The organism is Roseobacter sp. CCS2 (assembly GCF_000169435.1).
In the GTDB taxonomy this organism is placed as follows: domain Bacteria; phylum Pseudomonadota; class Alphaproteobacteria; order Rhodobacterales; family Rhodobacteraceae; genus Yoonia.
The window spans coordinates 213,003-234,168 of record NZ_AAYB01000002.1; the positions used below are offsets into that span (position 1 = coordinate 213,003).

The 21,166-nt window shown below is 57.2% G+C and carries 21 protein-coding genes; 6 read left to right on the forward strand and 15 right to left on the reverse strand.

Translation table 11 applies throughout. The features are described from left to right. Window positions 1-71 precede the first annotated feature (71 nt). A complete protein-coding gene (locus tag RCCS2_RS07650; protein ID WP_037293934.1) occupies window positions 72-1,658 on the forward strand; it encodes a proton-conducting transporter transmembrane domain-containing protein in 1,587 nt (528 codons plus the stop codon). Further along, complete coding sequence (locus RCCS2_RS07655; protein ID WP_008232946.1) at window positions 1,655-4,054, forward strand: YbcC family protein; 2,400 nt, start codon at window positions 1,655-1,657, stop codon at window positions 4,052-4,054. Before RCCS2_RS07650 ends, RCCS2_RS07655 begins: the two co-directional genes overlap by 4 nt. On the opposite strand, the gene RCCS2_RS07660 is transcribed toward RCCS2_RS07655, so the two are convergent. The 7 genes from RCCS2_RS07660 to hisD form a co-directional block, all read right to left on the reverse strand. Then, window positions 4,051-5,151 carry an alpha-hydroxy acid oxidase gene (locus RCCS2_RS07660; protein ID WP_008232948.1) on the reverse strand — a complete coding sequence of 367 codons (1,101 nt, stop codon included), beginning with the start codon at window positions 5,149-5,151 and terminating at the stop codon, window positions 4,051-4,053. The genes RCCS2_RS07655 and RCCS2_RS07660 overlap by 4 nt on opposite strands. Continuing rightward, window positions 5,152-5,706 (reverse strand): sulfopyruvate decarboxylase subunit beta, encoded by a 555-nt coding sequence (gene comE / locus RCCS2_RS07665; RefSeq protein ID WP_008232949.1) that lies wholly within the window; start codon window positions 5,704-5,706, stop codon window positions 5,152-5,154. Beyond that, complete coding sequence (gene comD / locus RCCS2_RS07670; protein ID WP_008232950.1) at window positions 5,703-6,209, reverse strand: sulfopyruvate decarboxylase subunit alpha; 507 nt, start codon at window positions 6,207-6,209, stop codon at window positions 5,703-5,705. Before comD ends, comE begins: the two co-directional genes overlap by 4 nt. A 62-nt stretch (window positions 6,210-6,271) precedes the next feature. Next, entirely contained in the window at window positions 6,272-6,679 is a 408-nt protein-coding gene (locus tag RCCS2_RS07675; RefSeq protein ID WP_008232951.1) for a universal stress protein, read from the reverse strand. Between the two features lie 29 nt (window positions 6,680-6,708). After that, window positions 6,709-7,689 carry an alcohol dehydrogenase catalytic domain-containing protein gene (locus RCCS2_RS07680; RefSeq protein WP_008232952.1) on the reverse strand — a complete coding sequence of 327 codons (981 nt, stop codon included), beginning with the start codon at window positions 7,687-7,689 and terminating at the stop codon, window positions 6,709-6,711. Continuing rightward, complete coding sequence (locus tag RCCS2_RS07685) at window positions 7,686-8,447, reverse strand: SDR family NAD(P)-dependent oxidoreductase (RefSeq protein ID WP_008232953.1); 762 nt, start codon at window positions 8,445-8,447, stop codon at window positions 7,686-7,688. Before RCCS2_RS07685 ends, RCCS2_RS07680 begins: the two co-directional genes overlap by 4 nt. Next, the gene (hisD, locus tag RCCS2_RS07690) at window positions 8,440-9,747 is read right to left on the reverse strand and encodes a histidinol dehydrogenase (RefSeq protein ID WP_008232956.1); all 1,308 of its coding nucleotides are present in this window, start codon (window positions 9,745-9,747) and stop codon (window positions 8,440-8,442) included. Before hisD ends, RCCS2_RS07685 begins: the two co-directional genes overlap by 8 nt. A gap of 315 nt (window positions 9,748-10,062) precedes the next feature. On the opposite strand from hisD, the gene RCCS2_RS07695 reads away from it, so the two are divergent. Continuing rightward, window positions 10,063-11,043, forward strand: coding sequence for a LacI family DNA-binding transcriptional regulator (locus RCCS2_RS07695; protein ID WP_008232958.1), 981 nt, complete (start codon window positions 10,063-10,065; stop codon window positions 11,041-11,043). Window positions 11,044-11,195: 152 nt separating this feature from the next. Further along, window positions 11,196-11,696 (forward strand): hypothetical protein, encoded by a 501-nt coding sequence (locus RCCS2_RS07700; RefSeq protein ID WP_008232960.1) that lies wholly within the window; start codon window positions 11,196-11,198, stop codon window positions 11,694-11,696. On the opposite strand, the gene ureG is transcribed toward RCCS2_RS07700, so the two are convergent. The 8 genes from ureG to RCCS2_RS07740 all read right to left on the reverse strand — a co-directional run bounded on the left by ureG (window position 11,693) and on the right by RCCS2_RS07740 (window position 18,420). Beyond that, complete coding sequence (gene ureG, locus RCCS2_RS07705) at window positions 11,693-12,343, reverse strand: urease accessory protein UreG (protein WP_008232962.1); 651 nt, start codon at window positions 12,341-12,343, stop codon at window positions 11,693-11,695. The two genes, RCCS2_RS07700 and ureG, sit on opposite strands and share 4 nt — an antisense overlap. Beyond that, entirely contained in the window at window positions 12,340-12,987 is a 648-nt protein-coding gene (locus RCCS2_RS07710) for an urease accessory protein UreF (RefSeq protein ID WP_008232963.1), read from the reverse strand. Before RCCS2_RS07710 ends, ureG begins: the two co-directional genes overlap by 4 nt. Next, window positions 12,977-13,450 carry an urease accessory protein UreE gene (locus RCCS2_RS07715; protein ID WP_008232965.1) on the reverse strand — a complete coding sequence of 158 codons (474 nt, stop codon included), beginning with the start codon at window positions 13,448-13,450 and terminating at the stop codon, window positions 12,977-12,979. The genes RCCS2_RS07710 and RCCS2_RS07715 overlap by 11 nt, the downstream gene beginning before the upstream one ends. Before the next feature lie 8 nt (window positions 13,451-13,458). After that, complete coding sequence (gene ureC, locus RCCS2_RS07720; protein ID WP_008232966.1) at window positions 13,459-15,168, reverse strand: urease subunit alpha; 1,710 nt, start codon at window positions 15,166-15,168, stop codon at window positions 13,459-13,461. Beyond that, window positions 15,169-15,474: an urease subunit beta gene (locus RCCS2_RS07725; RefSeq protein WP_008232967.1), complete on the reverse strand. Its 306-nt coding sequence runs from the start codon at window positions 15,472-15,474 to the stop codon at window positions 15,169-15,171. A gap of 11 nt (window positions 15,475-15,485) precedes the next feature. Continuing rightward, complete coding sequence (locus RCCS2_RS07730) at window positions 15,486-15,788, reverse strand: urease subunit gamma (RefSeq protein WP_008232968.1); 303 nt, start codon at window positions 15,786-15,788, stop codon at window positions 15,486-15,488. 3 nt (window positions 15,789-15,791) lie between these two features. Beyond that, complete coding sequence (locus tag RCCS2_RS07735) at window positions 15,792-16,523, reverse strand: urease accessory protein UreD (protein ID WP_008232969.1); 732 nt, start codon at window positions 16,521-16,523, stop codon at window positions 15,792-15,794. Between the two features lie 298 nt (window positions 16,524-16,821). Next, on the reverse strand, window positions 16,822-18,420 hold the full coding sequence (locus RCCS2_RS07740) for a phosphoenolpyruvate carboxykinase (RefSeq protein WP_008232970.1): 1,599 nt from the start codon (window positions 18,418-18,420) through the stop codon (window positions 16,822-16,824). Between the two features lie 302 nt (window positions 18,421-18,722). On the opposite strand from RCCS2_RS07740, the gene RCCS2_RS07745 reads away from it, so the two are divergent. Together RCCS2_RS07745 and RCCS2_RS07750 are read left to right on the forward strand one after the other, a co-directional pair. Beyond that, window positions 18,723-19,424, forward strand: a complete 702-nt coding sequence (locus tag RCCS2_RS07745; RefSeq protein WP_008232971.1) for a response regulator transcription factor — start codon at window positions 18,723-18,725, stop codon at window positions 19,422-19,424. Between the two features lie 3 nt (window positions 19,425-19,427). Further along, window positions 19,428-21,164, forward strand: a complete 1,737-nt coding sequence (locus RCCS2_RS07750) for a sensor histidine kinase (RefSeq protein ID WP_008232973.1) — start codon at window positions 19,428-19,430, stop codon at window positions 21,162-21,164. The last annotated feature ends 2 nt before the right edge of the window (window positions 21,165-21,166 follow it).

The following is a 21,166-nucleotide window of genomic DNA, read 5'->3' on the forward strand; positions in this document are numbered from 1 at the left end:
ACAATGTATTTTTTATCTTGATGCCTATGCCGTACCCAGTCGTAAAGCTATTCAACGCGATGGAGACCCTGATGTTGCTCAACGCCTTACCCCTACTGGCACCGCTGATCTTGCTGGTCGCTGCCTTTGCCCCTCGCTTTATGGAAGGGGTGTCTGCGCAAAAGGGCGCGTTGATCGCCGAACAAGCGACTTTGGGTGCCATCGCCGTGGCGGTCCTGTCGGCGATTGTGCTGGCAGTGAACGGCAGCGGGGACAGCTTCCTGTTGGGGCTGTTTGGCATCGGGTTTTCGGTGCGGCTTGATATTGTGAGCATCGTGATGCTGTTGCTGGTCACCTTCATCGGCTGGGTCGTCGTGCGTTACGCGCGTACATATCTTGATGGGGAAGAGCGGCAGAATGCCTTTACGTTCTGGCTGTTGGCCACCCTTTCGGCGGTATTATTCCTGATTCAGTCCGGCAACGTCACACAGTTCGTTGGTGCATGGATCGCGACAAGCGTGTGTTTGCACAAGCTGTTACTGTTTTATCCAGAGCGGGTGGCGGCACAGCGGGCGGCGCATAAGAAATACATCATGGCGCGAATTGGCGATGTGGCCGTTATCGGTGCGGCTCTTTTGTTGGCCAGCACATATGGCACAACGCAGATTTCTGCGATCCTGTCAGAAGCCACGCAAGGCGAAGGTGGCGGTATGGGTGTAGCTGCGGCCGCCTTGATCGCTTTGGCGGCGATCCTGAAATCCGCGCAATTCCCCACACATGGTTGGCTGACCGAAGTGATGGAAGCACCAACGCCGGTATCTGCCCTGTTGCACGCAGGTGTGGTGAATGCCGGTGGTTTTGCGCTGATCCGCTTTGCTGATGTGATGTTGCTGTCGCCATTGGTGCTGGCTGGGTTGGTGATGGTAGGCGGTTTTACCGCGCTATTTGGCGGCTTGGTCATGCTGACGCAGCCCACGGTAAAGGCGTCGCTGGCATGGTCCACCATCGCGCAGATGGGCTTCATGATTTTGCAATGCGGTTTGGCGCTGTTCCCGCTGGCATTGCTGCATATCGTGGCGCATTCGCTTTATAAGGCGCATGCCTTCCTGTCCGCTGGCAACGCCGTGCAGAATGTTGCGGCCATCCGCAAGCCGGGGCCGGTTGCAGTGCCAAATCTGGGGGCTGTGACGAGGGCATTCTTGGTGGCCTTGGTCATCTATGGCGTCGTGTATGCGGTGCTTGGGTTGGGCTTCGACTTTGGTGGTAAATCCTCACAGGCTGTCGCCCTTGGTGCGATCCTGATCTTCGGGGTGGCGTACCTGCTGGCCCAAGGTTTCGCTGATGAGGCCCCCCAAGCGCTGACTTTGCGTACCGCCGCCTACGCCGGGGCCGTCACCGTTAGCTACCTTGTTTTGCAACGCGCCTCCGAATGGCTGACTGCTGGCACTTTGCCTGCAACCCCGCAGGCAGGCGCTTTGGAGTGGGCGCTGATCCTGCTGGCCATGATCAGCTTTGGTTTGGTGGCTCTGGCGCAGGCGACGCTGCCTTTGTGGTCTTACCATCCGGCGGCGCAGGGTGTGCGCGTTCACCTGTCCAACGGGCTTTATATCAATGCGATTTCTGACCGTATCCTGGGCGGCTGGAAGCGGACACCATCCAATAAAGGAGCGGCACAATGAAGGCGGAAACATACGCAGGCTATTCCGGCGCACATCTGGAAGTGATCGCCAAGGCAGAGGCCGCAGGCCGCGCCATTCCACCGCTTTGGCCGCTGTCCTCATCCGTCGCCGTGAACCCGTTTTTGGGGCAGACCGAGCAGAACTTGCCGCAGGTCGCAGCCTTGTTGGACCGTGTTGCAGGCACGGCGGTTACTATGCCGCGCGATTGGTATCAGGCGAAAATCAGCGATGGGACAATTACGGACGCAGATCTGACGGCTGCATTGGCGCAGGTGCCGGGTGCGGCGCAGGATATCGCAGCATTCAAGGCCGCGGCTGATGGCGCATCCGCTGCGGCTGCCGCTTTGCCGACCGTGGCGGACCTTGCCGCAGAAGTTTCGGGGATCGATTGGCCGGGTATCGTGGAAGAACGCTTTGGCGTCTGGGCTGCCGGGTATTTTGATGCAGGTCAGGCACTGTGGCAGAACAAGCCGGGGCGCCGGGCCTTTGATGCATGGCGCGACTTTGCCAGCCGCGATTTGACGGCTGAAATTGCAGGGCTTTCGGGGTTCGGCAGTCTGGTGGCCAACACAGCGGCCCGCACACGCACCGCGCTGGTTGATGCGGCTGATGTGTTGGGGTTAACCGCCGAGGCGAGCGAGACATACTTTCACCAGTTGCTGCTGGGCTTGGGCGGGTGGTCACAGGTGGCCCGCTATCGCCTTTGGCAGGCAGAGTTGGCTGGTGGCACGGATCTGACGCTGGTTGATGTTTTGACGATCCGGTTGGTGTGGGAGCAGGCGCTTTACAAGCGTTACGCGCCCGAGATTGAGGCGAAATGGGCAAAGGTGCGCGAGGCGCATGCGACACCTGTCACCCCGTCTGAGGATCAGTTTATTGATGCCGCATTGCAGTCTGCCGCTGAATTTGCGGGTCAGCGCGCGTTGGCCGAAACCTTGAATGCCCCATCCGAACCGGCATCAGAGGGGCGGCCCGCGATGCAAGCGGCGTTTTGTATTGATGTGCGCTCTGAAGTGTTTCGTCGCGCATTGGAAAGCGTTGATCCTGATATTCAAACATTGGGCTTTGCGGGCTTTTTTGGTTTGACCGCATCGCACCAAAGCTTTGCGTCTGATGTCGCTGAAAAGCGTTTGCCCGTGCTGCTGAACCACGGTGTGACCAGCCATGCCGGAACGGACGAGGCGGCAGATCAGACCGCACGTTTCAGCGCACGGGCAAAGCGCGCCTGGGGACGGTTCAAACTGGCGGCGGTGTCGTCTTTTGCGTTTGTAGAGGCATCTGGGCCGATTTATGTGGGCAAACTGCTGCGCGATGCGCTTGGCGTCGATGCAGCGAAGGGGCCGGATAAACAGGTGCCGGTGCTGGATGAAAGCTTTGGTCTGGACGACCGGATTGGGGCGGCGACCTCGATTTTGGGTGCGATGTCATTGACTGATAATTTCGCGCCTTTGGTTCTGTTGTTTGGCCATGGTGCGAATGTGGTGAATAACCCCCATGCCAGTGCGCTGCATTGCGGTGCATGTGGTGGGTATACGGGCGAGGTGAATGCACGGCTTTTGGCGGGTATTCTGAATGACAAAGATGTGCGTGCGGGGCTGGCCGAGAATGGGATCACCGTTCCTGAAGATACGCTCTTTGTCGGTGGGTTGCATGATACGACGACCGATGATGTGACCATCTATGACGCTGATTTCGCAGGGCATAAGCATCAAAGCCACCTGAAGACCGCGCAGGATTGGCTAAGCGCCTCCGGTAAACTGGCCCGGACCGAACGTGCCTTGCGCCTGCCGCGTGCCGCCAATGGCGATGATATCGGTAAGCGTAGCCGCGATTGGTCGGAAACCCGGCCAGAGTGGGCTTTGGCAGGCTGTAAGGCGTTTATCGCGGCACCGCGCGCGCGGACAAAGGGCAAGGGACTGGAAGGCCGTGCCTTCCTGCATGACTATGATTGGCAAAAGGACGATGGGTTTGGGGTGCTGGAACTGATCCTGACGGCCCCTGTTGTGGTCGCCAGCTGGATCAGCCTGCAATACTATGGTTCAGTCGTGGCACCCAACGTCTTTGGTGCGGGCAATAAGCTGCTCCACAACGTCACCGGCGGTATCGGTGTGGTCGAAGGCAACGGCGGCGCGTTGCGCGGTGGTTTGCCGTGGCAGTCGGTCCACGACGGTAAAGGGTATGCCCACGATCCGCTGCGGTTGTCGGTCTGTGTTGAGGCCCCGTCAGATGCGATTACTGCGATTTTGGAGAAGCATCTAAATGTCCGGGCGCTGTTTGACAATCGCTGGCTGCACCTGTTCACGCTGAATGCGGATGGTCAGATGGATCAGCGGTATGATGGCGATCTGAAGTGGGTGGCGTTTGATGGGGCGCGCGAAGGCGCGTTAGCCGCCTAGCGGTTTCCGTCTGCGACCAGAGACCGCTTGCTGATCTGGGCAAGCGTGATGCTCGTTTCCGATTTCAGAACGGACCAAACTTCGCGCAGGCCTTCTTCGCCGCCGGCGGCGATGGCGAATTGCAGGACGCGCCCGAAGAAGGTGAAGTTGGCGCCTTGGGCGTAGGCTTTGACCACATCCTCGCCACTGCGCAGGCCGGTGTCGTAGAACAGCGGATAGTCGGGGCCGAGGGCGTCGCGGATTTCGGCGAGTTTCAGGATCGGTGCCGGTGCGCTGTCGAGTTGGCGTGAACCGTGGCTGGAGACTTGGATTGCGTCAACGCCTGCTGATTTGAGGGCAACAGAGTCCTCGACATCCAGCACACCTTTCACGACCAACTTGCCGGGCCACATATCGCGCAGTTTGGTCAGCGTATCCCAATCCGCCTTGGCGCGGCTTTCGGTGCGGTCGAAATCATAGCCGTCCATATCAAAGTTCGCCATTTGCGGCTTGCCTGCAAACAGCGAGGTCAGCGACCAACGCGGGTGCAGAGCGAAGTCGATGAATTGCTTGGGGCCGATCTTGAACGGCATGGTGAAGCCGTGGCGGAGTTCGCGGGGGCGACGACCAACTTCGGCCACGTCGACCGTCAGGACGATGGTGTCATAACCAGCGGCCTTAGCCCGTTCGACCAGTTTGAAGGTGCCTGACCCGTCGCCGCTGAAATACAATTGAAACCACGCGTTGCCTTCGGCCTCTTCGATCAACGGTTCCATTGCGGTTGACGCGACGGTTGAGACGCCCAAAGGCACGTTTTCACGCGCCGCCAATCGTGCCAGCATCATGTCTGCGCCAGGACCAGAAAGGTTGCACATCCCCATCGGGCTGATCCCGAAGGGCGCTTTTGTCGGCTTGTCCCATAGTGGGACAGACAACGACCTGTCGCTGACATCGCGCAAAACACGCGGGCGCAGTTCCAGATTGTCAAAGGCCGCACGGTTCCGCGCGGCCCCTGTTTCAGCGCCGGCGGCACCGTCGATGTAATCAAAGACCATCCAAGGAAGGCGCTTGCGGGCAAGCCTGCGGGCGTCTTCGCTGGAATGAATCTTTGCGGCCATTTAGCTGGCAACCGCTTTCATGAAGCGATCACGGATGACCACTGGGTCCATCGTGATGACCGGCAGCTTGATGTTGCCGCTGTCGCATTTGGTCACGATGATGGTCATTTGCTTGCTGTCGATCGCCTCTTGCAGGACCTTGCCGGTGTCTTTGTCTTGGCAGACAACGACGTTCTCGCAGCCACATGCTTTGGCCACGTTTTCCAGCTTGGTTTTTTTGCCCGCATAGGTCGGCTGATCACCGGTGGAGCCGTAAGAGCCGTTGTCGACAATCAACAGGATGAAGTTGTCCGCCACGTTGTTGGCAATCGTGGGCAGCGTGCCAAGGTTGGTCAGGATAGAGCCGTCACCGTCGATAGAGATGACCGTCTTGTCTTGCGCCAAGGCCAGACCCAAACCGATGGACGACGACAGGCCCATGGTGCCGAGCATGTAGAAGTTTTTGGCATTATCGTCGATCATGTGCAGCTCTTGGCTGGGCAGACCGATGTTGCAAACGACCAGTTGGTCACGCAGGATTGGCGCGATTTCGCGCAGGATTTCAGAACGGATCATTGGTCGCCGTAGCCTCCCCAGAAGGACGCATCCGTCAGGATCGCCACAGGTTTGTTGCACATGAAGGTGTATTTCAGGATCGCGTCCAGCTCATCCGCGTCCGCTTCCTTGTGGAAGTGGTATGTGGGGATGTTCATCTGGTTCAACAGTGCTTTGGTGTGCACGGCCATTTCGACCTGACAGGCCACAGGTTCGCGCAGCTCGCCACGGTAGCTGATCAGCATCGGCAAGGGCATGCGGTAATACTGGGTTAGCGTCGCCAACGTGTTGATGGTTACACCAATGGCGGTGTTCTGCATGATGATTGCCGGGCGTTTGCCGCCCATGAATGCACCCGCGCACAGGCCCATGCCTTCGTCTTCTTTGTTCGACGGGATGTGAAAGATTTCTGGGCGTGCTTCGACTTCGTCGATTACACCGGCCAACTGCTTGCACGGCACAGTGGTGATGAAGGATACATCGTTGGCGACAAAGTCATCCACGATCTTGCTGCTGATACTCAAGGTCTGGGGTCTCCTGATTGCGCCTTAAGAGCGGGCGTTGGGGTTTATGGAAATGAAAGCGGTTAGTAGCGCGCCACATGCACGGCACACGGGGCGTGCCGGACAACGCGGGCGGCGGTAGAGCCGAGCAGATAATCAATCAACCCGGGCTTATGAGAGCCAAGCACAATGCAATCTGCCTTCATGCTAGTGGCGGTGTCGACAATCGTGCGTCCACTGTGGCCTTTGACGATGACGCCTTTCACGCCATCCATTGACGTCACGCGCTCTTGCAGTTGCTTTTCGGCGCGGTCGAAGGCGCTTTGCATCACGCTTTCATCGACATAGGCGCTGACTGTTTTCTGCGGCGCTTCGTGGACGTGGAGTGCTGTGATCTGACCGCCCTCGGACAGCAAGGTGCGCGCGATCTGAATGGTTTTGTCGGCGATGCCGTGGTCAAGGGCCATGGGGACGATGATGTTCTTGTACATAGCAAACTCCTGATAGCTTTGATCCTGCGTTAGGGACGCAAAATGATTTTGGGGGCAGCAACGACGCCTGCCCTGATGTCAGCAAAGGCCTGCCCGCCTTCGGAAAGGGGTCTTTCCTCGGTCCAGTCTAGCGCACCAAGGCGTCCGTCGAAAATAGCAGCGGCCGTGTCGCGGAAATCTTGGGATGTATAGGTATACGTCCCGATAAATGTAATCTCTTGCAGGGTCATGCGGCGGATGTCCAAGCCGCCCGTTGCCTCGCCCAGGCCGATATGCATGATCACACCGCCGGGGCGGGTGATTGCAGCGGCATCGGCGCGGGTGGCGGCATAGCCGACGCCGTCGATGACCAAATCGGCTTCTGTGACCGTGCCCGGTGCAACTGCGGTGAAACCATCGATTGTGTCCAACGTCGCGCGGCGTACTGCGTTGGGTTCGATGACCTGAATATCAGTTGCGCCGAATGCCCGCAGGCAAAGGGCGGCACCAACGCCGATAGCACCGCCACCAACAACCACACAGCGGGCGTCGGTCAGCGGCATGTCAAGCGCTTCAGACCCCAGCCGCACCGCGTGCCAGCCGCAGGCCAAAGGCTCTGCCAATGCAGCTTTTGCCAGTGGCACATTGTCGGGCACTTCAACAAGATTGCGGTCTGCCATAACCACCAATTCGCCAAACGCCCCTTCGCGCGGCGGCATTGAGATGATCATGCGATCGGGGCACAGGTTATCGCGGCCTGCTTTGCAGGCTTTGCACAAACCGCAGGTGGTCAACGGGTTGATCGTCACGCGCTTGCCGTCCAGTGCACCGCCAACGACAGTGCCCGCGGCCTCATGCCCCAGAATAACCGGGGCAGGGCGGCGTTCATCGTGCCCAAGATAGGCATGCATGTCAGAGCCGCAGATGCCTGACGCTTCGATCTTGATCAGGCTTTGCCCGGCGGCGGGCACAGGGTCAGCCATATAGCGATACACAAGCGTTTCCACATCGTCATAAACAAGCGCTTTCATTTGGCTGTATATCCTCCGTCCACCATGAGGACTTGTCCTGTGACATAAGCCGATGCGTCAGAGCAGAGAAAGAGAAGCGGGCCATCTATATCCGAAAGCGTGCCATTGCGCCCAACACATGTATTGGCAGCATTGCGCGCTGCGCGTTCGGGGTCGGCGAACACCGGCCCAGTTAGTTCGGTTGGAAAGAAGCCCGGACCGATTGCATTGGCTGTGATCCCGTCTTTGGACCACGCCTCTGCCATGGCGCGGGTCAGTTGCCCAATGCCTGCCTTTGATGTGCCGTAACTGATGCCAGCGGGAAACGCGCGCGTGGTCTGAAGCGAGGCGAAGTTGACGATGCGCCCCCAGCCTTTGGCCTTCATCGCAGGCGCGAAGGCCTGTGATAGAAAGAACGGTGCGGCAAGGTTCAGGTTCATCGTCACGTCCCAGCCTGCAGGGGTGACATCATCCGCTGTCTCACGTGTGTTGATGCCTGCGGCATGTACCAGAATATCCGGCGCGCCAAAGGGCGCTGCAATATCCGCGGTGGTCCCCTCAATCGCGTCCCGATCCGAAAGGTCGGCAGTGACAATGGCAGCATGTGATCCGGTGGCTTTCGCCCAGGCCTCCAGTGCTTCCTCCCGCCGCGCCACGCCGACCACCTTGGCCCCAGCGGATGCCAAAACCGTCGCGGCCCTTTGCCCAAGCCCCGCACTTGCGCCAGTGACGCAAGCCACGCGACCTGTCAGGTCAAAGAGATCGCTGGGATCAGCCATGTGGTGTCAGGTCAAAGTTCTCGCCAGGGAAGTATTTCGCCAGACGCACATCAGCGGCGCGCGCGTGCCCTTCCATGCCCTCAAGGCGGGAAATGCGGGCTGTCGCTTCGGCGACGCGCTTGGACCCTTCGCGGGTGGCTTGCTGCCATGTGACGATCTTCATGTATTTGTGGACTGACAGACCACCGGTGTATGATGCCGCACCGGATGTCGGCAGAACGTGGTTCGTGCCAGATGCCTTGTCGCCGTAGGATACTGTGGTTTCTTCGCCCAAGAACAAAGATCCATAGCAGCTAAGCCTATCCAGCCACCAAGGCAGGTCTTCGGCCTGTACCGTTAGGTGCTCTGGCGCGTAGTCGTCGGAACAGGCGGCCATTTCTTCGCGGTCTGCGCACAGGATCACCTCGGCATAGTCGCGCCATGCGGCGGCGGCGTTGTCGCGGTTTACTTCGGGCAGGTCTGCGATCAGGTCAGGGACGCGGTTCATCACGTCTTCGGCCAAAGCGCGGCTGTCAGTGACCAGCCAAACGGGCGAATTATAGCCATGCTCGGCTTGGCTGACGAGGTCGGTCGCCACAATATGCGGGTCGGCGGATTGATCGGCAAGGATCAGGCTGTCAGTTGGGCCGGCGATCATGTCGATGCCGACGCGGCCAAACAGGATGCGCTTGGCTTCGGCCACAAACTGGTTACCGGGGCCGACAAGGATGTTGGCTTTGGGCAGATTAAACAAACCAAAGGTCATTGCGGCCACACCCTGCACACCGCCCATCGCCATGATCTTGTCGGCGCCACAGATGTGGGCGGCATAGATGATGGCAGGGGCCACACCCACTTCGGGACGAGGTGGGGAAGCAACGGCGATGTGGTTGCAACCCGCAACCTTCGCGGTTGTCACGGTCATGATAGCCGAGGCGATATGGCTGTAACGACCACCGGGCACATAGCAGCCTGCGGCATCAACCGGGATCGCTTTTTGCCCGGCGATAAGACCCGGAACGATTTCATATTCGATATCGCTGACTGTTGCTTTCTGTGCCTCGGCAAAGCGTTTCACGTTGTCATGGGCGAACTGGATATCTTCTTTCAGTTTCTCTGGCACCAGCGCCGATGCGGCTTCAATCTCTTCCGCAGTCAGGATTACATTGCCGTCGTATTTGTCGAACTTGGCGGCATATTCCAGCGCCTTTGCGTCCCCGCCCTCTTCGATATCGTTCAGAATGCCCTGAACAAGTTCATGCACATCAGATGCGCCGGACTGTGCCGTGAGGGTCGCTTTTTTGAGGTACTCAAGTGCCATGCGTGATTTGCCTTACCTTGGAAAAAGAAAATGTCTGTGGGGACGTGAGCAGGGCCTAACACCGACGGTCTTGTCGTTGTGCGGGCAAGAGCTTGGTCTGCTTGTGCATTTCATGAACATACGCAACCTCCCCCCAGATGACGTCTTTGATTCTGGCGCTATGTAAGCGTTTACATTGCAGTAATGCAAGGGCTTAAGTTAACGCAGGGTAAGTTTGACTATCTTGATGGCGCATGCCCGGCTAAAACAGCGCGGAACATTGCGTTTTCAAGGAGATGACCGATCAATTCTGATCCCACACCAACGCTGCATGACGTGGCCGAAGCGGCCAAAGTATCGACCGCCACGGTATCACGCTGTCTGAATTTTCCAGACAAGGTGGCGCCTGAGACGCGCCAGAAGGTGCAGGATGCGATCGCGCTGCTTGGGTATTCGCCGAACTTCGGCGCGCGCGTTATGGCGGCGCGGCGGACGAATACGATCGGTGCCATTATTCCGACGATGGAAAACGCCATCTTTGCCCGCGGATTAGAGGCGTTTCAGGAAGAGTTGCGCCGACATGGTTTTACGATGTTGGTTGCCAGTACGGCCTATCAGCCTCAGATCGAAGAAGAGCAGATCAGGTCGTTGGTTGCGCGCGGTGCCGACGCGCTGTTGTTGATAGGGTATCAACGGGCGCCCGAAATTTACCGCTTTTTGGATGCTCAGCGTATTCCAGTGCTGTTGACATGGGCGTTCGACCCTCAGTCGCCGCGCCCGTCTGTTGGGTTTGATAACCGCGCGGCGATGCAGGGTCTGGCAGCAAAGGTCATTGCGCTGGGCCATCGCAGGCTGGCGTTGATTTCCGCAGATACCGGCCCGAATGATCGTGCCGCTGCCCGCCGGGACGGGATCTTGCGTGCTATGGCGGCCGCCGGATTGGATGGGACACAGCTGCGTTTCGAGGAAACAACCTATGGTATTGATCAAGGGGCGGCTGCATTTGACCGGCTGATGGCGATGCCTGACCGCCCCACTGCCGTATTTTGCGGCAATGATGTGCTGGCTGTCGGCGCATTGCGCAGCGCGCGTGCGCTTGGTCTTTCGGTGCCGCAGGATGTTTCTGTTTTGGGCTTTGACGATATCGAATTGGCGCAGGTCGCCTATCCGGCACTGACGACCGTTCATGTCCCACATCGGGAAATGGGGCGCAGGGCAGGGCAAGCGCTGGGCAGGCTTTTAAGGGATGGAGAGCCGATCAAGCCGGTGGAGCTGGCGACCAGAATTGTACTCAGAGATACCCTTGGTCCCGCATAGATTGTAGTTGTTAACACTCTATCAACCATTGTGTGTGTAGATTGGACATAACTTTTTGACAAAAAGTGGACGTTATTGGGACAAAGTCTTTGCTCATTCTCGCCACATTTGTTAATCTGGCGTTAATAAGTATCAAGAGTTTAGAAGAATCCATGTTGCGTTATGATTTTGAAATGTACCCGGTCGGCAATGCGCACTGCGCAACCGGGATGGGTATTGATAAAGGGATGACCAGCCAAGGCCACGCCCGTTCGAATACAGTTGTCGCTTTTTTTCGCGACCCTAAAACCACAAATGTGGTGACATCCGCCCCGCCGATTGTACGACTGTTTCTTGAAGAAGCCGGGTTCGAGCTTTCTGATGCAGAGCAGTGGGACGCAGAAAATGTATCATCAGAATCAGATGATCATTTGCGACGTGCCCTCGCCATTCAATTGACCGCTGCGCTTTCAAACCGTGCTTTGAAAAAGGCGCTTGCGCGCGCCGCGGACGAAAGCGAATTTGATGTCGCGGCGTTTATCGCTGCTGTTGTGTCAAAGCAATCGCCGCGGGATGGTTTGGAAGATGCAGCACCGCAATGTACCGTCACTCCAAGACGCCCTAGCCAACTGCGCGCACAGCGCCGGGCCAACCCAAGCGTGCGGCCGCGCTAGCGCCCGACGCTTTTTGCAAGGTCGTTTTCTGTGGCCGCCAGCCCACCCATTTCGATGACAAATTGAACAACGTCATCCACCCCTTTGCCGTGCTTGAGTGCGCAAAATGCAAAGGGGCGGTTGCCGCGCATCTGTGTGCTATCGCGCTTCATCACATCCAAAGAAGCACCAACATATGGTGCCAGATCGGTCTTGTTTATCACAAGTAGGTCTGATCGGGTGATGGCCGGTCCGCCTTTGCGGGGGATTTCTTCGCCTGCGGCCACGTCGATGACATAGATCGTGATATCAGCCAACTCAGGGCTGAACGTCGCTGACAGGTTGTCGCCGCCGCTTTCGATCAGCACCAGATCAAGATCATCATGCCGCCTTTGCATTTCCGCAACTGCGGCAAGGTTGATCGACGCATCCTCGCGGATTGCTGTGTGCGGGCAGCCCCCGGTTTCGACCCCGATCACCCGGTCCTGTGGCAAGATTTGCATCCGCATAAGGGCCTCGGCGTCCTCTTGCGTGTAGATGTCATTGGTGATCACCCCGACAGAGTATTGTGGGTGCAGTGCCTTGGCGATGGCGGCTGTCAGCGTTGTTTTGCCCGCGCCAACGGGACCACCGATCCCAATACGCAAGGGGCCATTCATCGCGGTCATGTGCGGAATATCCTTGGTTGAAGTGTTTCGTGGTGCATCGCAGCGATATCAACCATGAAAGCGGTGCTTTGCAGGTCATCCAGCTTGGTGCCGGTCGTTGCCTTTGCTGTTTCGTCGCAAAGTATTGTCAGTGAGGCAAGGATGTTTTGCCCTTCGGTTTGGCCCAGTGCCATTAACCGCATGGCCGCGCTGATCAGGTTGCTGCTTATGGCTTGTAGATACATCGCAGCAGTCAGTGATACGTCGATATTCTGCCGCGCAGCTGCCTGACCGACGGCGACAGGATAGACGTAACCGTGGCCAGTGCCGCCCCAAATTGCGGCGGTGGTCTTGCAGAAGGCCGCACCTTGCAGGGTTTGTTCAAGTTGCCGCTCTGCCGATGCGGCGAAAGCAAGTGCGGTGTCATTGACGATGTCCAGCGATGCATTGTCAGCGCAGGCGTGGGCCGCGCGCAACAAGATACAATCGTTGCGTCCGCTGCCATGGATGATGATATCCGTTAGCCAGTCTTTAAGGTCCTGACCTGATGTGATCGCGTCAGACTGGATGGCAGCCTCCAACCCATGTGAATAGGCGAAAGCGCCGACTGGAAAGGCAGGCGACAACCATTGCGCCAGCGTCAGGATATCGCGATCAGTGCTCATGTGCGGTCGCAACATGCTCGTGGCTATGGGTGCGGCCATGACCATAAGCGCCGCCTTCGGGGGTGAAAGGGGCCGTGATCGGGGTCACAGTCGCGCCGAGGTGTTCCAGCATATGCCCAATCACGGAATCCGCCTGAATCAGCAGATGGTCGGCGTTGATCTGGCAAGGCGTGTGCCGGTTGCCGACATGCCATGCGAGCCGGACAAGATCGTGTCCTGTCACCTTATACAGGTTCTCTTCTGCCGCTTTCACTTCAACCAAACTGCCATCGCTGAGTTCAAGAGCGTCCCCATGATCAAGTGACGTCGTATGCGCCAGATCAACAAGGAATGGTTTGCCCCCAGCGGTTTCCAACCGTTTGCGCCGCAAAAACCGCGCCGCATAGTCCAGTGCGCAAACCTCGGCGGGCCCCGACCAGTCTCCGGCTTTGCGTACGATTTGTGCGATAGGAAGTGATGACATTTCGGACCTCAGAACATGAAATAGCGTTGCGCCATCGGCAGGACCTCGGCGGGTTCGCAGGTCAGCAACACGCCATCGGCGCGCACCTCGTAGGTTTCGGGGTGCACTTCGATTTCGGGCAAGGCGGCGTTCATGACCATGTCCGCTTTGCTGATCTTACGGGTGTTTTTGATGGCGATCGTTTGTTTGGCCAACCCCAATTCATCACGCAAACCTGCCGATTGGGCCGCACCGGACACAAAGCTGACCGAGGAATTTGTCAGTGACCCGCCGTAGGCCCCGAACATAGGCCGAGTATAAACAGGCTGTGGCGTCGGAATGGATGCATTAGGGTCACCCATTTGCGCCACGACAATCGAACCACCCATCAAAACCATCTCAGGTTTCACGCCAAAGAATGCCGGACTCCAAAGCACCAGATCGGCGCGTTTGCCAACGCTGATATCACCCAGAACATGGCTAACACCCTGGGCGATGGCGGGGTTGATCGTGTATTTGGCGATGTAGCGACGGACGCGCATGTTGTCGTTCTCACCCGTCTCTATGTCCAGACGCCCGCGTTGTTTTTTCATCTTATCGGCTGTTTGCCACGTGCGGATGATCACCTCACCCACGCGCCCCATCGCCTGACTGTCCGACGCGATGATCGAAAACGCGCCCATGTCGTGCAGGATGTCTTCTGCTGCAATCGTCTCGCGGCGGATGCGGCTTTCGGCAAAGGCGATGTCTTCGGGGATAGATTTATCAAGGTGATGACAGACCATCAGCATATCCAGATGCTCTTCGAGTGTGTTCACCGTGAAAGGCCGCGTTGGGTTGGTTGAGGACGGCAGGACGTTCGCGTCGCCGCAGATTTTAATGATGTCCGGGGCGTGCCCGCCGCCTGCACCTTCGGTGTGGAAAGCGTGGATGGTACGGCCTTTCATGGCGCTGACCGTGTGTTCGACAAAACCGGATTCATTGAGCGTATCGGTGTGGATCATCACCTGCACGTCCATGTCGTCGGCGACGGATAGGCAGCAATCAATTGCGCCGGGTGTGGTACCCCAATCCTCGTGCAGTTTCAGCGCACAGGCCCCGCCTTTGACCATTTCGACCAAAGCGTCTGGCTGGCTGGCATTGCCTTTGCCGGACAACCCAATGTTCATCGGGATGCCGTCGAAAGACTGCAACATCCGCCCGATATGCCAGGGTCCTGGCGTGCATGTCGTGGCAAGCGTGCCATGCGCAGGCCCGGTGCCGCCGCCAAAACAAGTGGTCACACCCGAATGCAGCGAATCTTCCATCTGCTGGGGGCAGATAAAGTGGATGTGGCTGTCCATGCCCCCCGCCGTCAGGATGCGGCCTTCGCCTGCAATCACCTCGGTCCCCGGACCGACGATGATATCCACACCGGATTGGGTGTCAGGATTGCCCGCTTTGCCGATGGCGTGGATCAGCCCATCTTTCAGCGCGACATCGGCTTTATAGATGCCTGCATGATCCACGATCAGCGCGTTGGTGATAATGGTATCGACGGCCCCGCCGGCGCGGGTGACCTGGGATTGGCCCATACCATCGCGGATCACTTTTCCGCCGCCAAACTTCACCTCTTCGCCATAGGTGGTGAGATCACGTTCGACCTCGATGATCAGATCGGTGTCAGCCAAGCGCAGTTTGTCGCCGGTTGTGGGGCCATACATCGCCGCGTAATGGGCGCGGGAAATCTCGCGGGGCATCTATAGGTCTCCCATGATTTGTTGGTTGAAGCCGAAGATGCGGCGCGCGCCACCGATGGGGATCAGCTGCACCTCGCGGCGTTGGCCCGGTTCGAACCGGACGGCGGTGCCCGATGCGATATCAAGGCGCATGCCGCGCGCAGTATCACGGTCGAAATCCAGCGCGGGATTGGTTTCGGCGAAATGGTAATGGCTGCCAACTTGGATGGGGCGGTCGCCGGTGTTGGCGACCATCAGGGTGATGGCTTCGGCGTCTGCGTTCAGCGTCAGATTGCCGTCAGCAGGAAAGACTTCTCCGGGGATCATGGTTTTGCCTCTTATCTGATGGGGTTGTGAACGGTGACGAGTTTGGTGCCATCAGGGAAAGTGGCCTCGACCTGCACCTCAACGATCATCTCAGCGATGCCATCCATACATTGATCGCGGGTGATGATTTGACCGCCAGCCTCCATCATATCGGCGACGGACCGGCCATCGCGGGCACCTTCGACAACGGCGTCGGTTATCAGGGCAATCGCCTCTGGATGGTTGAGCTTGACGCCACGGGCCAGCCGCTTGCGCGCCACCTCGGCGGCCATCGCGACCAGTAGTTTGTCTTTTTCGCGCGGGGTGAGTTGCATGGGTCAAAGCCTCCATGAAATGGGCAGGGAATTGTTTGTCAGATGATCAAGGATCGGGATCAGGGTGCGGCGCAGTTCGAAACCGTCCGCTGCAAGGTGGCGCATGACAAGGACATCTTCCGCAATCAGGCTGGCCCCTGCGGTAGAGGGCAGCATTTTGCGCAATGTGCCCAGTTGGGACGCTGCATCAGGGGCAATAAACACCAAACTGGCCATTGCCCCGGCACCATTCGCGGTTGCGGCGCGTGCCATGTGGGCTGCGGCATCGCCGGTGATATCCATGCCATCAAGATACAAAGGCTTGCTGTCCCGCATGACCCTGATGCGATCGCGAAATTGGATATGGTGCAGGTTTTCGGACATCGCGGCGCGTCCAAATGCAATGGGCTCCACCATCAAAAGTTGCGCGCCAATAGCTACGTCAATCGAAAGCCTGCGGCGCAAGGCGCAACGATCAAAAAGGATCAATTCCTGCGGCAGCCAGTTTAACCGCGCACCGGTTTCAACGGTTAAATGCGTCGTCACACGGCTAACCTCACCGATCTGGGCGCGATAGGCACGTTCGGCCGCCTGAGTTGTCAGCGTCAGCCGCGTATCGGTTTTGGCGGTAACGTCCAATGTGAATGCATCACCCCCGGTAATTCCGCCAGCGGTGTTCACAATAATCCCTTCAAGGGCAGGTCCGTAGCTTTGTGGAAAGACCAGTTTTGTTGATCCAGCCTGACGCAGGTGCATGATCTGTGTGCGTCCTTTCTGGCGGCAGGCAACAGTTAACACACCCTCGCCAATAGCACGGGGCTGCGCGGGGCGCGCTTTGGCAAAGCTTTTATGGCGTGGCAGGTCGATCTTAAGCTCCGAGACTTTAAAGAGTGCTCAGAGATTGCGCATATTTTGCGATTGAAAGGCAGTGTTTCCAATCTGCTGGGCGCATAAGTCCCTAAGTTGCGGAAATATTAGGCAGCGCACGCACATCTTGCCGCAAATATCGTCGGTTGCCAAAAGTAAGGTGGATCATGATCCACCTTACCCAAACTCACCCGATCGCGGCTGCTTTCACATCGTCATCAATGAAAGGCACGTATTTTTCAAAGTTGTCACTGAACATCATCACCAGCTTTTCGGCCTGCGCATCATAGCCAGCCTTGTCAGCCCAAGTGTCGCGTGGATTTAGCAAACCATCGTCAACACCATCCACCGAAACCGGCACTTCGAAACCAAAATGCACATCCTTGCGGAACGTGCTTTCGATCAAAGTGCCGTCCAATGCCGCCGATAGCAGCGCACGCGTCGCCTTGATCGGCATCCGTGACCCTGTGCCATAGGCACCACCGGTCCAACCGGTGTTCACCAACCAGCAGGTCGCGCCATGGCTGGCGATTTTGCTGCGCAGCAGATTGCCATAAACCTCTGGCCGCCGCGGCATGAAGGGTGCACCAAAGCATGTGCTGAATGTCGGTTCTGGTTCGGTCACGCCGCGTTCTGTGCCAGCGACCTTGGACGTAAAGCCAGACAGGAAGTGATACATCGCCTGCGCCGGTGTCAGCCGCGCGATAGGGGGCAGCACGCCGAATGCATCACAGGTCAGCATGATAATATTCTTGGGATGCCCACCCAATGCGTTTTCAGATGCATTGGAGATGTAGTTGAGCGGGTAGGCGCAGCGCATGTTCGCAGTCAGGCTGTCGTCTTCGAAATCCAACTCAAACGTGTCGGGGTCAAACACCATATTCTCGATCACCGTGTGCGGCATGGAACAGGTCGCGTAAATTTCGGGTTCTGCTTCGGGGTCCAGACCGATGGTCTTGGCGTAACAACCCCCTTCAAAGTTGAAGGTGCCGCGGTCTGACCAGCCGTGTTCATCATCCCCGATCAGCACACGGGTTGGATCAGCAGAGAGCGTTGTTTTACCCGTGCCGGACAGCCCAAAGAAAACCGCCGTATCAACCGGGTTGCCCGGCGCATGGTTGGCCGAACAGTGCATCGGCATGATGCCTTTTTCAGGCAGCAGGTAGTTCAGCAAGGTAAAGACGGATTTCTTGTTTTCGCCAGCGTATTCGGTACCGCCGATCAGGATCAGCTTCTTTTCAAAGTTCATCGCGATCACGGTTTCAGACCGGCAGCCATGTTTGGCGGGATCCGCTTTGAACGTGGGGCAGTTGATGACGGTAAAGTCTGGCGCAAATGTCTTAAGCTCTGACGCCTCTGGGCGCCGCAGCATATGACGGATAAACAGGCCGTGCCATGTCAGTTCTGTTACCACACGCACGTCCAATCGGTGTGCGGGGTCGGCACCACCAAACAGGTCTTGAACGTTGTAAGTGCCGCCTTTCATGTGCTCCAGCATATCGGCGTAGAGCACATCAAAATGCGCGGGGTCCATCGGCGGGTTGTTTTCCCACCAGATCGTATCGGCGACATTATCGGTTTTGACGACAAATTTGTCTTTTGGTGACCGGCCTGTGTGCTTGCCGGTTGAGACCAGGAATGTGCCACCTTTACCGGTGACACCTTCGCCAGCAGCGACGGCGGCATCGTGCAGTTCTTGCTCAGAGCGGTTGTAGTAGATGTAACCCAGCCCTGTGATGCCTTGATCTTCAAGTTTCATCGACGGGTTGACCGTGCCGTGGTCCATGGGTTCGCTCCTTTATGATATGACCAAAATGGTCAGCGATGTCCCCTCCATAGCACCAAGTTTTCAAGCGCCGATACCCTAGTTTCACATCGTTAGCGCAACCATTCTGATGTTAGCGCAACCAAAGGTCGCTCGGCGGAAAACAGGAGGAGCGGCAGAGGGAATTTTGGTAAAAGTAACCCAAATAAGGCAAATGTGTGGCATTGATTGAGTTAACTGTTGATTCGGCTATGTAAAACAGTGAAAAGTCTGAGGCAGCGCATGAAACGCGCGCCGCGCATATCTAATGAAGGGTTTCCACTATGTCACGAATTGCACTTGTAGATGATGACAGGAACATCCTCACGTCTGTGTCCATGACCCTTGAGGCCGAAGGCTTTGAGGTTGAAACATATAATGACGGTCTTTCGGCGCTTGAGGCTTTCAACAAGCGCATGCCCGACATGGCTGTTCTGGACATCAAAATGCCACGGATGGACGGGATGGATTTGTTGCAAAGGCTGCGCCAGAAGACATCCATGCCGGTTATTTTTCTGACATCCAAGGATGATGAAATCGACGAAGTCCTTGGTCTGCGCATGGGCGCTGACGATTACGTAAAAAAGCCATTTTCGCAGCGTTTACTTGTGGAACGAATCCGCGCGTTGTTGCGCAGGCAAGATGCGATCGCGGGCGAAGAGATTGAGGAAACCGAGGACACCAAGGTTATGGTCCGCGGTGAGTTGGTGATGGATCCACTCCGTCACGCGGTGAAATGGAAAGGGAAAGACGTATCCCTGACGGTAACGGAATTTTTGTTGTTGCAGGCGTTGGCCCAGCGACCCGGCTTTGTCAAAAGCCGCGATCAGCTGATGGATGTCGCCTATGATGACCAAGTCTATGTGGACGATCGTACGATCGACAGCCACATCAAACGCCTGCGCAAAAAGATGCGTAACACGGACAATGAGTTCTCTGCGATCGAGACCCTTTATGGCATCGGATATCGCTACAACGAAGAGTAAGTCATGACGGCAGCGCCGAAAATTGACGTACGCGACCTGAAGTCCGTGCGCGCCGCTGCGCGCACGCCCGATCTTGTGTTGGGTGATGATTGGGTTGATCCCGATCTTGTCACCGAAGATATCGAAGTGGATGAGATCCCCGGTGGTCGTCTGTTTGCGCTGCGGCGTTCGCCGATTGCGCGTAAGATTATCACCTTCAACTTAATCGCATTGATCCTGCTGATCTCCGGTGTGCTTTACCTCAGCCCCTCGCGTGACAGTCTGGCGTTTCAGCGCGCCAACGGCCTGATCAACGAAGCGCAGCTGATTGCGGATGTGTTTGAAGGGCAGTTGCCATCTATCGCACCTGTCAATTTGGTTACAGCGGACGGCATCAATCCGACAGCCACGCTGGAGGGTCTGAACCTGCGCGGTGGTGTTGAGGTGTCTGTTTTTGCCCCCGATACGACCTTGGTCGCGCGTGCAACCGGTAGTTTGAACACAGACCAAATCGCAGAGCTTGAGGCGCAGGCTGGTGGCACCTTCGTTTTGGATTTTTTGGTCTCACTGTGGGACGGCATGGTGAGTTTGGGATCGTTTGCTGAAGAGCCAATTGATCAGGAACAATCCATTATTCAGCTTTCACAGGAAAATGTCCGACTGGCAATTGAAAACGGGACGCAACTGGAGGCTTCGGAAATTGACGGCGCTACCAGTTTCATTGTGACCACGCCGATCATGCGTAATGATGTGGCAGTGGGCGTGATTGCCGTTACGACAGCCGCGGGTGAGGTCGATAGCCTTGTGCGCCGTGAACGCGAACAGTTCCTGCGACTTTTCTTCGTGGGTGTGTTGGTTAGTATCGGTTTGAGCCTTGTTCTGGCGTCCACCATCGCCAATCCATTGGCGCAATTGGCGACCGCTGCGGAGGCAAGCCAAGAAAAGAACGCACGCAAGATGTCTCCGGGTCGGGTGCGTATCCCTGATTTGAGCGGACGCCCCGATGAAATTGGGCGTTTGTCGGCTGCTTTGCGTAGCATGGTGTCCGCGCTTTACGAACGCATCGAGGGTAATGAACAATTTGCGGCAGATGTTGCGCATGAAATCAAAAATCCGCTGGCGTCCTTGCGATCGGCGGTTGGTACAATGCGTGTGGCGACCCGTGATGATCAGCGCGAACGCCTGCTTGAGGTCATTGAACATGATGTGAAGCGGCTCGACCGCTTGGTCAGTGACATCTCGAACGCGTCGCGTCTGGACAGTGAACTGGTCAAGGAAGAAGAGGAAACCTTTGACCTGATCAACATGCTTGGCAACATCACAGAGTTTTTGGGCAAGGATGCCAAATTGCGCGGCGTTGATTTTGTGGCTGATCTGCCCGAGGGTGAGATTATGGTGCAAGGTCTGGAAGGGCGCCTGGCACAGGTCTTTGTTAATCTGATCACCAATGGGATTTCATTCTGTGACAAGGGTGATGCTATCCGCGTCTGGGCCCGCACCCGTCAGAACCGCGTCTTGATTGTGGTCGAAGATACGGGCCCGGGTATTCCTGACGATGCACTGACCAAGATTTTCCAGCGCTTCTATTCCGAACGGCCCGAGGGTCAGTTTGGCAATAACTCTGGGTTGGGTCTGGCGATTTCAAAGCAGATTGTAGAGGCGCATGCCGGTGCGATCTGGGCGGAAAATATTCGCCCAACCGATGCGGATCCAACGTCTGAACCCCTGGGCGCGCGCTTTGTTGTTGGTCTGCCGATCTAACG